This window comes from Actinomadura sp. CNU-125, from assembly GCF_001942465.1.
GTDB lineage: Bacteria > Actinomycetota > Actinomycetes > Streptosporangiales > Streptosporangiaceae > Spirillospora.
The window spans coordinates 1-15421 of sequence record NZ_MKJY01000117.1; the positions used below are offsets into that span (position 1 = coordinate 1).

The 15421-nt window shown below is 72.9% G+C and carries 19 protein-coding genes; 13 read left to right on the forward strand and 6 right to left on the reverse strand.

The features are described from left to right. The 6 genes from BJF79_RS15775 to BJF79_RS15795 form a co-directional block, all read left to right on the forward strand. On the forward strand, positions 1–588 hold a 588-nt coding region (locus BJF79_RS15775; protein ID WP_262402092.1), incomplete at its 5' end, for a CoA transferase. Between the two features lie 221 nt (positions 589–809). Further along, positions 810–2078, forward strand: a complete 1269-nt coding sequence (locus BJF79_RS15780; protein WP_262402093.1) for an amidohydrolase family protein — start codon at positions 810–812, stop codon at positions 2076–2078. An 89-nt stretch (positions 2079–2167) separates the two neighbouring features. Then, complete coding sequence (locus BJF79_RS15785) at positions 2168–2932, forward strand: SDR family NAD(P)-dependent oxidoreductase (RefSeq protein ID WP_075898269.1); 765 nt, start codon at positions 2168–2170, stop codon at positions 2930–2932. 48 nt (positions 2933–2980) lie between these two features. Next, positions 2981–4306: an acyl-CoA dehydrogenase family protein gene (locus BJF79_RS15790; RefSeq protein WP_075898271.1), complete on the forward strand. Its 1326-nt coding sequence runs from the start codon at positions 2981–2983 to the stop codon at positions 4304–4306. Beyond that, on the forward strand, positions 4303–4611 hold the full coding sequence (locus BJF79_RS55435; RefSeq protein WP_158079183.1) for a hypothetical protein: 309 nt from the start codon (positions 4303–4305) through the stop codon (positions 4609–4611). Before BJF79_RS15790 ends, BJF79_RS55435 begins: the two co-directional genes overlap by 4 nt. Then, positions 4539–5360 carry a phosphotransferase family protein gene (locus BJF79_RS15795; RefSeq protein ID WP_158079184.1) on the forward strand — a complete coding sequence of 274 codons (822 nt, stop codon included), beginning with the start codon at positions 4539–4541 and terminating at the stop codon, positions 5358–5360. Before BJF79_RS55435 ends, BJF79_RS15795 begins: the two co-directional genes overlap by 73 nt. Positions 5361–5428: 68 nt before the next feature. On the opposite strand, the gene BJF79_RS15800 is transcribed toward BJF79_RS15795, so the two are convergent. The 6 genes from BJF79_RS15800 to BJF79_RS15825 all read right to left on the reverse strand — a co-directional run bounded on the left by BJF79_RS15800 (position 5429) and on the right by BJF79_RS15825 (position 10088). Beyond that, the gene (locus BJF79_RS15800; RefSeq protein WP_075898273.1) at positions 5429–6100 is read right to left on the reverse strand and encodes a TetR/AcrR family transcriptional regulator; all 672 of its coding nucleotides are present in this window, start codon (positions 6098–6100) and stop codon (positions 5429–5431) included. A 264-nt stretch (positions 6101–6364) separates the two neighbouring features. Beyond that, on the reverse strand, positions 6365–6952 hold the full coding sequence (locus BJF79_RS15805) for a hypothetical protein (RefSeq protein ID WP_075898275.1): 588 nt from the start codon (positions 6950–6952) through the stop codon (positions 6365–6367). Between the two features lie 14 nt (positions 6953–6966). After that, positions 6967–7638, reverse strand: a complete 672-nt coding sequence (locus BJF79_RS15810) for a TetR/AcrR family transcriptional regulator (protein ID WP_262402094.1) — start codon at positions 7636–7638, stop codon at positions 6967–6969. Positions 7639–7736: 98 nt separating this feature from the next. After that, on the reverse strand, positions 7737–8903 hold the full coding sequence (locus tag BJF79_RS15815) for an acyl-CoA dehydrogenase family protein (RefSeq protein ID WP_075898279.1): 1167 nt from the start codon (positions 8901–8903) through the stop codon (positions 7737–7739). Between the two features lie 7 nt (positions 8904–8910). Beyond that, a complete protein-coding gene (locus tag BJF79_RS15820; protein WP_075898281.1) occupies positions 8911–9636 on the reverse strand; it encodes an enoyl-CoA hydratase-related protein in 726 nt (241 codons plus the stop codon). Between the two features lie 125 nt (positions 9637–9761). Then, positions 9762–10088: a hypothetical protein gene (locus BJF79_RS15825; protein WP_075898283.1), complete on the reverse strand. Its 327-nt coding sequence runs from the start codon at positions 10086–10088 to the stop codon at positions 9762–9764. Positions 10089–10160: 72 nt separating this feature from the next. On the opposite strand from BJF79_RS15825, the gene BJF79_RS15830 reads away from it, so the two are divergent. The 7 genes from BJF79_RS15830 to BJF79_RS15860 form a co-directional block, all read left to right on the forward strand. Then, entirely contained in the window at positions 10161–10625 is a 465-nt protein-coding gene (locus BJF79_RS15830) for a pyridoxamine 5'-phosphate oxidase family protein (protein WP_075898285.1), read from the forward strand. 97 nt (positions 10626–10722) lie between these two features. Beyond that, entirely contained in the window at positions 10723–12006 is a 1284-nt protein-coding gene (locus tag BJF79_RS15835; protein WP_075898287.1) for an aromatic ring-hydroxylating oxygenase subunit alpha, read from the forward strand. After that, a complete protein-coding gene (locus BJF79_RS15840) occupies positions 11990–12313 on the forward strand; it encodes a hypothetical protein (RefSeq protein ID WP_075898289.1) in 324 nt (107 codons plus the stop codon). Before BJF79_RS15835 ends, BJF79_RS15840 begins: the two co-directional genes overlap by 17 nt. A gap of 1 nt (position 12314) precedes the next feature. Then, the gene (locus BJF79_RS15845; protein ID WP_075898291.1) at positions 12315–13526 is read left to right on the forward strand and encodes a metal-dependent hydrolase family protein; all 1212 of its coding nucleotides are present in this window, start codon (positions 12315–12317) and stop codon (positions 13524–13526) included. Beyond that, positions 13513–13935 carry a nuclear transport factor 2 family protein gene (locus BJF79_RS15850; protein ID WP_075898293.1) on the forward strand — a complete coding sequence of 141 codons (423 nt, stop codon included), beginning with the start codon at positions 13513–13515 and terminating at the stop codon, positions 13933–13935. The genes BJF79_RS15845 and BJF79_RS15850 overlap by 14 nt, the downstream gene beginning before the upstream one ends. Before the next feature lie 11 nt (positions 13936–13946). After that, positions 13947–15122 (forward strand): acyl-CoA dehydrogenase family protein, encoded by a 1176-nt coding sequence (locus BJF79_RS15855; protein ID WP_262402095.1) that lies wholly within the window; start codon positions 13947–13949, stop codon positions 15120–15122. 2 nt (positions 15123–15124) lie between these two features. Further along, positions 15125–15421: hypothetical protein (locus BJF79_RS15860; RefSeq protein WP_262402096.1), on the forward strand; the 297-nt coding region annotated here is incomplete at its 3' end.

Sequence of the window (15421 nt, forward strand, 5' to 3'; positions counted from 1 at the left end):
TGCACGCGGGCCACCGCTCCGTGGTGCTCGACCCCGCCGAGCCCCGCGGCCGCGCCGCCATGGCGCGCTCGTGGACGCTCGGCCGACATCGTCATCGAGGCGTCCCGCCCGCGCGCGCTCGCCCGGTTCGGCCTGGACGCGTCCGCCGCCGTCGCCGCCGGGACCACCTGGGTGTCGATCGGCGCGTACGGGCGCGACGCCGACCGCGTCGGCTTCGGCGACGACGTGGCCGCCGCCTGCGGTCTCGTCCGCCGCGAACCGGACGGGACGCCGCTGTTCTGCGGCGACGCGATCGCCGACCCCATCACCGGCCTCACCGCCGCCGCCCTGGCCGCCACCGCGCCCCCGGGCGGCGGCGGCACGCTGTGGGACATCGCCATGTCGGACGTGGTCGCCGCGACCCTCGACGCGCACGACCCCGACCCGCCCCTGCCCGCCGTCCGCCACGGCGACGGCTGGGCCCTCGACACCGGCACCGGACTCGTCCCCGTAGCCGAACCGACGCGCCGCGAACCCACCGGCACCGCCCCCGAGCCGGGACGGGACACGGCGGACGTGCTACGCGAACTGGGAATCCCCCTCCCGTGAGCAACTCGCCCGCGCACGGCAGCCGCGCCAAGGCCCGGCATCGACGGCCTGCCGCGCAAACCCCGGGTGGCGTGAGCTGGTTTGTCGGGGGCTTTGGGGGCGTGGCTTGAGCGGGGGGTTGTTGCTGCGGGGGGCCGAGGTCGGCGGGCGCGCTCGGGTGGACGTTCGGGTCGCGGGCGGGCGGGTCGTCGAGATCGGGGGCGGGCTGGGGCGGCGGGGCGGTGAGCGGGTGGTCGAGTGCGGGGGCGGCGCTGCAGGGGCTGTGCGACCACCATCTGCACCTGCACGCCATGGCGGCCGAGGAGCGTTCGGTGCGGTGCGGGCCGCCGCACGTCACGACGCGGGACGAACTGGCGGCGGCGTTGCGCGGGGCCGTCGCCGACGAGCACGGCTGGATCCGGGGGACGGGGTACGCGGAGGGGGTCGCGGGCGACCTCGATGCCGCGGGGCTCGACGCGTTCCGCGCCGACCGGCCCGTCCGGGTGCAGCACCGCAGCGGCGCGCTGTGGACGCTGAACTCCGCCGCGGTGCGCGCGGCCGGGCTCGACTCGGGCGGGCACCCGGGCATCGAGCGGGACGCGGCGGGGGCGCCGACCGGACGGCTGTGGCGGGCGGACGGCTGGCTCCGCGACCGGCTGCCGCCGGCCCCGCCGGCCGATCTGGCGGGGATCGGCGGGCGGTTGCTGCGCATGGGCGTCACCGCCGTCACCGACGCGACGCCCGACCTCGACGGCACCGCGCTCGGCTCGATCGGCGCGGCGGTGCGCGACGGTTCGCTGCCCCAGCGCGTCCACCTGCTGGGCGTCCCGCTGGAGGACCCGCCCCGGCTGGGTCCCCGGGTCACCGCCGGGCCGTACAAGATCGTGCTGGCCGACTCGGGGCTGCCGTCGCTGGACGATCTCGCGATGCGGGTCCGGAGCGCGCACGCCGCGGGACGGGCCGTCGCCGTCCACTGCGTCACCCGGGAGGCGCTGCTCCTGCTGCTCGCCGCGTTCGACGAGACGGGCACGCGGCCCGGCGACCGGATCGAGCACGCGGCGCTCGTCCCGCCGGAGTTCGCGGGGGTGCTGGCCGCGCGGGGGCTGCGGGTGGTGACCCAGCCGGGGTTCATCGCCGATCGCGGCGACGACTATCTCCGCGACGTTCCGGCCGACGACCGGCCCGACCTGTACCGGTGCGCGGGGCTCGCCGCGGCGGGCGTCCCGGTCGGCCTGTCGAGCGACGCGCCGTACGGGCCCGCGGACCCGTGGGCCGTGATGGACGCGGCCGTCCGGCGGCGCACGCGGTCGGGGGCCGTGCTCGGGCCGGACGAGGTTCTCGCCCCGGGGGACGCGCTGCGTTCGTACCTCGCGCCGCCCGGCGATCCGGGCGGGGCGCCGCGCCGCGTCCGCGTGGGCGCGCCCGCCGATCTCGTCCTGCTGCGCACGCCGCTGCGGGAGGCCCTCGCGGAACTCGCCTCCGGCAACGTCCGCGAGGTCTGGCCGGGCTGACGCCCCCGCTCTTCCTCTGTGTCCAGCAATGCTCTACCTTGTGGAGAATGGCATTCTTGGAATCGAGAACATGAGTGCGGGGAGGACGGATGGGGTTCGCGGACGAGCTGTTCGACCTGACCGGACGGGTCGTGCTGATCACCGGCGGCAGCCGGGGGCTGGGCCGGGAGATGGCGTTCGGTGCGGCCCGCTGCGGCGCCGACGTCGTCATCGCCAGCCGTGACCTCGCCGTCTGCACGGCGGTCGCCGAGGAGATCGAGCGGGAGACCGGGCGCGCGGCGCTGCCGTACGGCGTGCACGTGGGGCGGTGGGATCGGCTCCCCGGGCTGGTCGACGCGGTGTACGACCGGTTCGGACGGCTCGACGCGCTGGTGAACAACGCGGGCATGTCCCCCGTCTACGACTCGCTCGGCGACGTCACCGAGAAGATGTTCGACTCGGTGATGAACCTCAACCTCAAGGGGCCGTTCCGGCTCTCCGTGCTCGCCGGGGAGCGGATGGCGGAGGCCGGGCGGGGCTCGATCGTCAACGTGAGTTCGACGGGGTCGATCCGGCCGCGTCCGGCGATCGTCCCGTACGCGGCGGCCAAGGCGGGGCTCAACGTCCTCACCGAGGGCCTGGCCAAGGCGCTGGGGCCGCGGGTGCGGGTGAACACCCTCATGGCGGGGCCCTTCGTCACCGGGGCGACGCGCGGCTGGGGCGACGAGCAGCAGCTCGCCGAGGGGATGCGCCCGCACGCGCTCCAGCGGATCGGGCACCCCCCGGAGATCGTCGGCGCCGCGCTCTACCTGATCTCCGACGCCTCCAGTTACACGACCGCCGCGACGCTGCGGGTCGACGGCGGCATCCCGTGACGGCTCCGCCCGAACCCAGGACGGAACCCGACGAAAGGAACGAACGGCATGTGGGATTTCAGCACCGATCCCGATTTCCAGGCGAAACTCGACTGGGTCGACCGGTTCGTCCGGGAGGAGATCGAGCCGATCGACGTGCTCTTCCCGGGCAACGACGACCCCTACGACCGTGACAGCGAAGTCTTCCGCGAGGTCGTCCGGCCCCTGCAGGCGCAGGTCCGGGAGCAGGGGCTGTGGGCGGCGCACATCTCGCCCGAGCTGGGCGGGATGGGCATGGGGCAGGTCAAGCTGGCGCTGCTCAACGAGATCCTCGGGCGGTCGCAGTGGGCGCCCATGGTGTTCGGCACGCAGGCGCCCGACTCGGGCAACGCCGAGATCCTCGCGCACTACGGCAACGAGCGGCAGCGCCGCGAGTTCCTGGAGCCGCTGCTGGACGGCCGCATCGTGTCGACGTACGCGATGACCGAGCCGACCGGCGGCGCCGACCCGGGCTCGTTCACCTGCCGGGCCGTCCTCGACGGGGACGAGTGGGTGATCGACGGCGAGAAGTGGTTCGCGTCGAACTACCCGTACGCCGCGTTCGTCATCGCAATGGTCGTCACCGACCCGGACGTCCCCGTGCACCGGGGGTCGTCGATGCTGCTCGTCCCGCGCGGCACCCCGGGGATGGAGATGGTCCGGCAGGTGGGCCTCGGCGGCGAGCCCATCGGCGAGGGCGCGCACGGCTACCTGCGGTTCACCGGCTGCCGGGTGCCGCGGGAGAACCTGCTCGGCGAGCCCGGGACCGGGTTCGCGATCGCGCAGAAGCGGCTCGGCGGCGGGCGCCTGCACCACGCGATGCGCTCCGTGGGGCAGTGCCGCCGCGCGATGGACATGATGATCGAGCGGATCGCCGGCCGGGAGACCCGCGGCGGGCCGCTGTCGAAGCAGCAGTCCGTCCGGCAGTCGCTCGCCGACACGTGGATCCGGCTGGAGCAGTTCCGGCTGCAGGTGCTGCACGCGGCGTGGCAGGTCGACAAGTCGAACGCGAGCGGCGACCCGGCCGACGCGCGGGCCGCGCGGCTGCACATCTCGGCGGTCAAGGCCGCCACGCCCGGCACGCTCGTCGACGTCCTGTACCGGGCCATGCACCTGCACGGCTCGCTCGGGGTGTCCAACGAGCTGCCGCTGGCGAAGATGTGGAACTCCGGGCCGGTGCTGGGCGTCGCGGACGGCCCGACCGAGTCGCACAAGGACGTCGTCGCCCGGCTGCTGCTCAAGGACGCCGAGCCGGCGGACGACCGGCTGTTCGGCTCCGCGCACCTGCCCGCCCGCATCGAGGCCGCGCGGAAGAAGTTCGCGGGCCGCCTGACCGACACCGGAGTCGCCCGATGAGCGGATCGAAAGCCCCGGAAGAACCCGTCGTCGACCTGGCGCGGCTGAACGCGTGGCCGGGGCTCGCGGACGTCCCCGGGGACGGTCCGGTCGAGTCGCTGGAGCCGCTGAAGGGCGGCGCGCAGAACCTGCTGTTCACGATGCGCCGGGCGGACGGCACCGAACTTGTGCTGCGCAGGCCGGGCAGGCACGCGGGCGAGGAGGCCGCGAAGCCGTTCGAACGGGAGAGCGCGTGCTGCGCGCGCTGGCCGGCACGTCCGTCCCGCATCCGCGGCTGCACGCGGGCTCCCTGGACTTCGGCGTGATCGGCGCGCCGTTCTCCGTCCTGGAGAAGATCGAGGGGTTCATGCCCCGGGGCGGGCTTCCCGGCGCGTACGGCACCGACCCCGAGTGGCGCCGGAAGCTGGCGTTCGAGCTGATCGGCGGCGCCGCGTCGCTGGCGGCGGTGGACCCCGACGCGATCGGCCTCGGCGACCTCAGCAGGACCGACGGGTGGCTGGACAAGCAGATCTCCCGCTACCTGACGATGCTGCACGGCTACCGGGAGACCGACGGCTACACCGACGCCGAGTCGCCGCTCGTCGACGTCGTCGCGGCCTGGCTGGAGGACAACCGGCCGAAGACGTGGCACCGCGGCATCGTCCACGGCGACCTGCAGTTCGCCAACGTGATGTTCCGGCACGACGCCCCGGAGCTCGCCGCGATCGTCGACTGGGAGATGGCCGCCGTCGGCGACCCGCTGCTCGACCTGGCGTGGATCCTCACCGCCTGGCGCGAGGAGGGCGACCCGCCCGGCAGCGACCCGCAGCTGAAGCCGTGGGACGGCATGCCCGGACGGGCGGAGCTCGTCGCCCACTGGGCGACGCTGACCGGCCGGGACGTGTCCGACTTCCGGTGGTTCCAGGTGCTCGCGTGCTTCCGGCTGGCCGCGCTGCTGGAGCGCTCGTTCGTCCTGGCGCTCAAGGGCAGGATGAACCGCGCGATGGGCGACGGCCTGCACAAGTACGCGGGCTGGCTGTGGGCCAAGGCCGAACAGGAGATCGCCCGCACCTGACCCGGAGACCCCGGAGGGCCCGGACGCCCGGGCCGCGGCACCGTGCCGCGGCCCGGGGCTTCGCGCGCTCACCCGACGGTGAAGGTCTCCCGGACGAACGTCACGAACTCTTCGGCGCCGATGCCCTCCGGCTCGTCGCTGATCATCGGATCCATCAGCGTGAAGCTGTCGATGAGCGCGCTGCACATGCGCGCGAGCGCGTGCGGGTCGCCGGGACGGACCGTCCCGTCGGCCTGCCCGTCGGCGACGACGCCCGCGAGGATCCGCACCGTCTCGCGGTGGAAGTCCTTGTAGTCCTGCGGGACCTCGGCGACCTCCCGGCCCCCGGCCTTGGTCATCTGGGCGTCCAGCTGCGCCCACGCCGGATACTTGCGGCGATGTTCGAGCTCCGCGGTGACCAGCGCGACGAACCGGTCGCCCGCGGGCGACCCTTCGGCCGCGGCGAGCCGCTTCATCTCCTCCAGCCGGCCCGGCCCCCGCCGCATCAGGACCGCCAGGTACAGCGCCTCCTTGCTGTCGAAGAAGGAGTAGATCGAGCCGACCGAGAACTCGCAGCGCCGCGCGACGTCCTTCAGGTTGGTCTCGTGGTAGCCGCGTTCGGCGAACAGCTCCTCGGCGGTCTCCAGCATCTGCTCCCGGCCGAGCTCGATCCGCTGCCGGCGGCGCACCTCGCGCGGGCTCGGCCGTTCCGGCGCGGCCGTCCCCTCCCCCGTGACGTCGGCCGATTCCCTCTTCGTCACCGCACCCTCCTTGCCGCCTCGCGCACCCCGAATCAGCCATCAGCCGATTGAACCGTCGCTCAGTCTACGCCAGTCGCGTTCTGGCTCCGCCGCGGTCGGCGGCGAAGCCGAACGGGCGAGGGCATGACGAACGTGCACGCGGCCCGGTGGGGCACGCGCGCACGTCGCGGCACCCGGACGTTCGCGCACGCGGCGCGCGGGCGCGGGGACCGATCGTCCAGGTGAGGGGGCGGGGTGAGGGGGCGGGCGATGGGCGGTGCGGAGTCAGGCGATCCGCATGCCGGAGGGGCGGAGGGTCTCGGCCGGCCAGAAGGTCTCGGTCGGGCGTTCCGCGGGATCGGCGCTCGCCGTGCCCGCGGGTGCGGGCACGGGCACGACGTCCGCGGGGGCGGGCGCGCAGTTCGCCGGTGATGCAGTCCGGGGCGACGCACTGCGGGGGACGCGCCCGGCGGACGCGTCGCGCGCGGCGAGGGCGTGCGCCTTGAACGCGCGGGCGGCGTTGCTCAGTCGGTGGTGCACGCAGCCGGGGATCTCGTCGGCGTGCGCGGCCGGCGCGCGACCGCCCCACAGCCGGATGTCCATGCCGCTGTCGAGCACGCCGATCAGCCTGCGGCGGATCTGCTCGTCGGACTCGTACAGGGCGGCGTCCAGGGCGAGGGCGCGCGGCCGGGGACCGCGCACCCGGGCGTTGAGGGCCATCTCCAGGTCGAGGCCGCGCGCGCCGAGGATGCGCAGCGCCCTGGAGCCGGTGCCGTCGGCGGTGAGGACGGTGACGTCCCATCCGGCGGCGACGCGGTCGAACACCCAGCCGCCCGCGAAACGAACGCCGCCGAGCATGCTCGGGGCGACCACGACGAGATGGTTCCTCAGGGTGTGCCGGCGACCGGTGCGAGCTGCCGGGCGAGCGACCCGGTGTACTCCGTGAAAACCTCGGTCAGCGGAATCGAAGGGTCCAGCAGCCATGATGTCTCTATCCCGTTGAGAAAGGCGACGATCTCCACGGCCTTCACGTCCGCGTTCAGGTCGGGGCGGTACCGGCCGGAGCGCTGGCCGCGCCGAATGCCTTCGGCGACGTGGCGCACCGAGGATCGGTAGCGGCCGAACATGCGGTCGTGCAGCGGATCGTCGGGGTCAAGGTTCTCCATCAGGAGGACGGCGAACATGCCGACGAGGTCGGGCGCGCGGTGGAACCGCTCGGCGACGCTCTCGAGTTGCGTGATGAGGTCGGCGTCCATGTCCGCGTGCGCCTCGTCGTAGGCGTCGCGGGCGTCGACGGCGGCGTGGAGCAGGGCCTCTTTCGACTCGAAGTGGTGCAGGAGGCCGGCCGGGCTCACCCCGGCCTCGCGGGCGATCCGCCCGAGCGTGATGCCGCGCCATCCGTGCCGCTTCAGCAGGCGCTGGGCGGCGGACAGGATCAGCTGTCGGCGATCCTCGCCCTTGGCGAGAAGCGCGGCGTACGGCCGTTCATCGGTCAACCGGAGGCCCCCTTCCAGAAACCTACTGAACACACAGTAGGTCGGTTTGCGGTGCTGTGACAAGGGTCACGCGACGGTCATCCGGGGAGGTTCGCCGGAACCGCGCGAGGCCCCCGGCGGGAACCCGCCGGGGGCCTCGCGCGCGTCGCGCCGAGATGCGGTCACCAGCCCAGGCGTCCCCCACCGGACACGAGGGCCTTGGCGATGACCAGGCGCTGGACGTCGTTGGTCCCCTCCCCGATCGCCATGAGCGGGGCGTCGCGATAGAGCCGCTCGACGACGAACTCCGCGGAGTAGCCGTAGCCGCCGTGGATGCGCATCGACTCCAGCGCGCACTTGATGGCGACCTCGGAGGCGTACATCTTCGCCATCCCGGCCTCCATGTCGACCCGGCCGCCGGTGCTCTCGGCCCGGTCCGCGGCCCAGTAGGTCAGCAGCCGCGCGGCCTGGATCTCGGTGGCCATGTCGGCGAGCTTCAGCTGGATGGCCTGGAAGTTCGAGATCGGACGGCCGAACGCCTCCCGCTCCCGCGAGTAGCCGAGCGCCGCCTCGTAGGCCGCCTGCGCGACGCCGACGGCGCGGGCCGCGATGTTGATCCGGCCGATCTCGAGCCCGCCGAGGATCTGCTGCATGCCGCGTCCCTCCTCGCCGCCGAGCAGATCCGCGACCGGCACCCGCACCTCGTCCAGGACGAGCTCGCAGGTCTCGGGGCCCTTGTAGCCGAGCTTGGGCAGGTCCCGGGTGACCTTGAAGCCGGGCGAGGACGTGTCGACGAGCAGCACTGACATGCCCTCGTGGGCGCGTTCGGCGCGTCCCGTCTTGACCAGGACGGGCAGGACGCCCGCGACCCGCGCGTTCGTGATCCACGTCTTGGCGCCGGTCACCACGTAGTGGTCGCCGTCGCGCACGGCCGTGGTCGCGATGCCCTGCAGGTCGGTGCCGGCGCCCGGCTCGGTCAGGCAGATCCCCGAGCGCAGCTCGCCGGTCGCCATCGCGGGCAGGTACCGCTCCTTCTGCTCGGCGGTGCCGTGCCGGGCGACCAGCACGCAGGCGACCGAGTGCGGGCCGAACAGCCCCGCCGCGCCGAGCCAGGCGCGGGCGATCTCCTCGAACGCGAGCGCGTAGGAGACCCGGTCGGCGCCGAGGCCGCCGTACTCCTCGGGCACGTTCAGGCCGAACAGCCCGAGTTCCCGGAGCCGCTCGACGATCTCCGTCGGATATCGTCCGGTCCGCTCCCATTCGGGGGCGACCGGCGCGATCTCCTTGTCGGCGAAGTCGCGGAGCGTCTCCCGGAAGAGCTTCTGCTCGTCGTTCAGCTCGAAGTCCACCGCGTGGTCACCTTCCCGTCCATTCCGGCGCCCGGCCCTCGGCGAAGGCGCGCGCCCCCTCCTTGGCGTCCGCGCTGCCGAACACCTCTTGCACCTCGTCCGGCGTGCACCAGCGGCGCTGCCGCATGAGCTTCTTGGTCATCGCGACGCCCAGGGGGCCGTTCCCGGCGATCCGGTCGGCGAGGGCGAGCGCCTCCGCGACGACCCGGTCGGCGGGGACGACGCGGTTCACCAGCCCGTACTCGCGGGCCCGCGCCGCGGTGACGGGGTCGCCGGTGAGGCCCATCTCCAGGGCGAGCGCCATCGGGATCCGCTGGGACAGCGTCGTGCCGCCGCCGCCCGCGAACACGCCCCGCTTGACCTCGGCCATCCCGAGCCGGGCGTCCTCGGCGGCGACGACCAGGTCGCACGCCAGCACCAGCTCGAAGCCGCCGCCGAGGGCGTGGCCGTTCAGCGCCGCGATGACCGGGGTCGGGACGCTGCGGTGGTAGAACCACACGAGTCCCTTGATGTCTCCGCCGCGGGCGAACGCCTTCAGGTCGAGCCCGGCGCAGAACACCGTGCCCGCGCCCGTCAGGACGATCGCGCGCGTGCCCGGGTCCTCGTCGGCCGCGCGCAGCGCGACCGAGAGTTCCTCCATCGCGGCCGGGTCGAGGGCGTTGCGCGCCTCGGGCCGGTTCAGCGTGAGCACCCGCACGTGACCGCGCTGCTCGATCAGGACCAGATCGCTCACCGGGCCTCCACGGCCCGTGCGCGGAAGGGTGCCGGTGGCGGCTCGGGCGGCCGCGGTCGCGGCGGTCGCCGTCGTGGCGGGTGCGGTCGTGGCGGTCGCGGCTGTGGCGTTGTCAACGGCGGTCCTCAGTCGGAGGCGGGCAGCGGCTTGGCCGCCTTGATGGTCATGGGCGCGCCGTCACAGGTGAGCTCGCCCGCCCCCGAGGACACGCACAGCAGTTCGACGGTCCCGGCCTCGTCCACGTAGCGCTTGCCGACGAGCGTGGCGTTCGCGGCGCCGCCGGAGGGCGCCGCCGGCTTCGCGGGCTTGCCGGCGGCGGCGGCCATCGGGCTGCCGCCGCAGGCGATCACCGGACCGCCCTGCGCGGGCGCCCGGACGACCACCACCTTCGTCGCGCACACGGTGCTGGCGAGCTGCGCCCCGGGGCGCAGTTCCGGTTCAGGTGACGTCATGACGGAGCTTCCTTCCTCTCGCTGCGGAAACTATCTTCTCAATTTACGAGAATCAACCATCCAGGAGGGGTCATGGAAGAGCAGCGCCGCGGCCGGGCCATCGCGATGACCGCGGACGAGCGGGACGGCTTCCTGCGGACGCAGCCGGTCTGCAGGGTCGCGACGGTCGGCCCGGACGGCCGTCCGCACACCAGCGCCCTGTGGTTCGTGTGGGACGGCTCGGCCCTGTGGCTGAACTCGCTGACCCGCAGCCGCCGCTGGACGGATCAGGAGCGCGACCCGCGGATCAGCGTGATCGTCGACGACGGCGGCACCGACTTCATGCGGCTGCGCGGGGTCGAACTCCTCGGGAGCGTCGAGATCGTCGGCGAGGTTCCGCGCAAAGGCGAGCCGTCGGACGTCCTGTCCGTCCCCGAGCGGCTCTTCGCCGACAAGTACGCGGGCGGCGGCGAGTTCCGCCACGACGGCCGCCACGGCTGGCTGCGCCTACTTCCCGAGAAGGTCGTGAGCTGGGATTTCGCGAAGCTCCGGGGCTGACGGATTGACGTCGTGACGCGACCGTGAGAACCTACGATCCACAAATGAGAATGTCATTCTCGTCAGCGAGAAGGAACGGCATCGAGAGGTCGGACCCTTGCCTCACTTCCCGAAACCCGCCGCGGGCAGCTGGACAGAGCACTACCCCGAGCTGGGCACGGCACCCGTCAACTACAGCGACTCCATCGACCCCGCGCACTACGAGGCCGAGCGCGAGGCGATCTTCAAGCGCAGCTGGCTGAACGTCGGCCGCGTGGAGTCGGTGCCGAAGGTCGGCAGCTACTTCACCAAGGAACTCGCCGCCGCGGAGACGTCGCTCATCATCGTCCGCGGCAAGGACAAGCAGATCCGCGCGTTCCACAACGTGTGCCGGCACCGCGGCAACAAGCTCGTCTGGAACGACTTCCCCGGGGAGGAGGTCAAGGGCACCTGCCGCCAGTTCACCTGCAAGTACCACGCGTGGCGCTACGACCTGGCGGGCGAGCTCACCTTCATCCAGCAGGAGGAGGAGTTCTTCAACGTCGACAAGTCCGACTACGGGCTCAAGTCCGTGCGCTGCGAGGTCTGGGAGGGGTTCATCTTCGTGAACCTCGACCCGGACGCCGCGCCGCTCGCCGACTACCTCGGCGACATGGCCAAGGGCCTGGAGGGCTACCCCTTCCACGAGATGACCGAGGTCTACAGCTACAAGGCCGAGGTCGGCAGCAACTGGAAGCTGTTCATCGACGCGTTCGCCGAGTTCTACCACGCGCCGGTGCTGCACCAGAAGCAGGCCGTCAAGGACGAGGCCGACAAGCTGTTCAGCTACGGCTACGAGGCGCTCCACTACAAGCTGGAGGGCCCGCACTCGATGATCTCGTCGTGGGGCGGCATGTCCCCGCCCAAGGACCCGTCGATGGTCAAGCCCATCGAGCGCATCCTGCGCAGCGGCCTGTTCGGCCCCTGGGACCGGCCCGACATCGAGGGCCTGGACGACCTGCCGGAGAGCCTCAACCCCGCCCGCCACAAGGCGTGGGGAAGCGACTCGTTCGTCCTCTTCCCGAACTTCATGCTGCTCATCTGGGCGCCCGGCTGGTACCTGACGTACCACTACTGGCCGACCGCGGTCGACAAGCACGTCTTCGAGTCGAGCCTCTACTTCGTCCCGCCGAAGAACGCCCGCGAGCGTCTCGGCCACGAGCTCGCGGCGGTGACGTTCAAGGAGTACGCGCTCCAGGACGCCAACACCCTCGAAGCCACCCAGACGATGCTGAAGAGCCGCGCCGTCACCGACTTCCCCCTCAACGACCAGGAGATCCTCCTGCGTCACCTGCACAAGGTCGCCCGCGACCGCGTCGAGGCACACCAGTCCAAGGAGCACCAGGATGCCGCTGCCCGCTGAATTCTCCGACCTCGAGCCGTACGCGGCCTGGGCCCTGCCCACCGAGCCCGAGCGGTACGCCAAGCGTCTCGCCAGCTCGATGGACGAGATGCAGGCGTTCTACGACGCGGCGTTCCCCCGCCTGGAGGACGCCATCGCCCACGTCGACCGGCACCCGTGGGACGACCTGCCCGACGACGCCCGGACGCTGATGCACCTCATGCAGGGCCTCGTCATGGTGTCGTTCCCCGTCGAGGTGTGGAAGCAGGCGCGCGTCCCCGACAGCGGCGCGGCCTACCTGGACCTCATCGTGGAGCCCGTGGTCTGACATGCTCACGCTGAAAGCGGGCGGGTTCCTCGACGTCGACGCGGGCGAGATCGTCCGGCCGGGGATCCTGCGGATCGACGGCGACCGCATCGTCGGCGTCGGGGGCCCGCCCGAGGGCGAAGTCATCGACCTCGGCGACGCGATCCTCCTGCCCGGCCTCATGGACATGGAAGTCAACCTCCTGATGGGCGGGCGCGGCGAGACGCTGGAGTACTCGCCCGTCCAGGACGATCCGCCGCTGCGGATGCTGCGCGCCGTCGGGAACGCGCGCCGCACCCTGCGGGCCGGCTTCACGACCGTCCGCAACCTCGGACTGTTCGTGAAGACGGGCGGCTACCTGCTGGACGTCGCGCTCGGCAAGGCGATCGACGCGGGCTGGATCGACGGCCCCCGGATCGTCCCGGCCGGGCACGCCATCACCCCGACCGGCGGGCACCTGGACCCGACGATGTTCGCCGCGTTCGCGCCCGGCGTCCTGCAGCTGTCGGTCGAGGAGGGCATCGCCAACGGCGTCGACGAGGTGCGCCGGGCCGTCCGGTACCAGATCAAGCACGGCGCGAAGCTGATCAAGATCTGCGTGTCCGGCGGCGTCATGTCGCACACCGGCACGCCGGGCGCGCAGCACTACTCCGACGAGGAGCTGCGCGCGATCGTCGACGAGGCGCACCGGCGCGGCCTGCGGGTCGCGGCGCACACGCACGGCGCGGAGGCGGTGCGGCACGCCGTCGAGGCGGGCATCGACTGCATCGAGCACGGGTTCCTCATCGACGACGAGACGATCGCGCTGATGGTCGAGCGCGGCACCTGGCTCGTCCCCACCACGGCCCTGGCCGACGGCATGGACGTCTCGAAGGCGGCGCCCGAGCTGCAGGAGAAGGCCGCGGTGATGTTCCCGAAGGCGCGGCAGTCCGTGCTGGCCGCCTACAAGGCCGGGGTGAAGATCGCGGTCGGCACCGACGCCCCGGCGATCCCGCACGGCCGCAACGCGGGCGAGCTGACCGCGCTCGTCCAGCGGGGCCTGGCCCCGGCGGACGTGCTGCGGGCGGCCACCGTGCGGGCCGCGGAACTGATCGACGTCACCGACCGGGGACGCCTCGCCGAGGGGCTCCTCGCCGACGTCATCGCGGTTCCCGGCGATCCCCTGCAGGACATCGCCGTCACCAAGGACGTGCGGTTCGTGATGAAGGGCGGGAAGGTTTTTGTCCGCAAATAACGTCGAAGACCATGTCGAGATCCAGCAACTGCTCGCGCGGTACGCGGTCACCATCACCCGGGGCGACATCGAGGGCCTGCTCAAGGTGTTCACCCCGGACGGCACGTACAGCGCGTTCGGCGACACCTACCGGCTCGACGAGTTCCCCGAACTGGTCGAGGCGGCGCCGTCGGGCCTGTTCCTGACCGGGACGGCGGCGGTCGAGATCGACGGCGACACCGCGACGGGCACGCAGCCGCTCTGCTTCGTGGACCACTCCACGCACGACATGCGGATCGGCTACTACAACGACACCTACGCGCGGACCGGCGACGGCTGGCGGCTGCGGACGCGGGCGATGACGTTCATCCGCCGCAACGGCGCGCACGACTCCGGCCGTCCGCACGCGCACCGGCGCGCGGGAGCATGAGCGGCGGGGACGTGAGCGGCACGGAGGCGGACGCGGACACGAACGTCGCGGACACGAACGTCGCGGACACGAACGTCGCGGACACGAACGTCGCGGACATGGACGTCGCGGTTTTCCGGGCGAAGGTGCGCGCCTGGCTCGACGACAACGACCTGTCCCCCGCCCCGGGGCTGACGTTCGACGAGCAGGTCGCGCAGCTGGGCCGGGTCCGCCGCGCCCTCTACGACGCGGGCTGGATGCGGTACGGCTGGCCGGCCGAGGTGGGCGGCCTCGGCGGGCCGGCCGTGCTGCGGGCGGTGCTCGGCGAGGAGGTCGCCACCCGCGACCTGGCCGAACCGGGCATCTACTCGATGATCGAGGTCCTCGCCCCGACGATGATCTCCTATGCGCCGCCGGCGCTGGCGGCCGAGATGGTGCCGCGGCTGCTGAACGGCGACGAGCAGTGGTGCCAGGGGTTCTCCGAGCCCGGGTCCGGCAGCGACCTCGCGTCGCTGTCGACCCGGGCGGAGCCCCGCGGCGACGACTGGGTGATCAACGGGCAGAAGGTGTGGACGAGCCTCGCCCAGTTCGCGCGGCGGTGCGTCCTGCTCACCCGGACCGCGCCCGGCCACGCCGGGATCACGGCGTTCTTCCTCGACATGGACACCCCCGGCATCACCGTCCGGCCGCTGCGCACCATGCACGGCGTCGACGAGTTCGCCGAGGTGTTCTTCGACGACGTCGTCGTCCCGGGCGACCGGATGCTCGGGCGTCCCGGGGACGGGTGGCGGCTGGCGATGGACCTGCTGCCGCACGAGCGGTCCACCTGCTTCTGGCACCGGATCGCGCACCTGTACTCGCGGCTGGACCGGCTCGCGGCCGAGACCACCGAGACCGACGACGCCGCGCTCGGCGCCGCGTACCTCGCGCTGCACACCGTCCGCTGCCGCTCCCACGAGACGCAGCGGCGGCTCGCGGACGGCGCCCGGCTCGGCCCGGAGACCTCGGTCGACAAGGTGCTGCTGGCCACCGCCGAGCAGCGGCTGTTCGACACCGCCCGGGACCTGCTGCCCGGCGTCCTCGAACTGGACGAGACGCCGTGGCGGTCGGACTTCCTGTACTCGCGGGCCGCCACCATCTACGGTGGCACCGCCGAGATCCAGCGCAACATCATCGCCCGCCGTCTCCTCGACCTGGGGAAGGAATGAGCATGGAGTCCCCGGAAATGGACGCGGCCGAGCGGGAGATGCTCGCCGACGCGCTGCGCAAGACGATGGCGTCGGCGTCCGGGCCCGCGCTCGACGAGGCCCTCGCGCGGCTCGGCTGGCCCGACCTGCTCGCCGCGGCACCGGACGTCGCCGTCCCGCTCGTCTTCGGGCTGCTCGGCGAGACCGGGGCGCACGCGGCGGCGCTGAACGATGTGGTCCTCGACGCGGCGGGGCGCCCCCTCGGGGACGCGCCGCCGCCGCTGCCGTGCGCGGGCGGCCGGTGGGTCGTCTGGGACCGG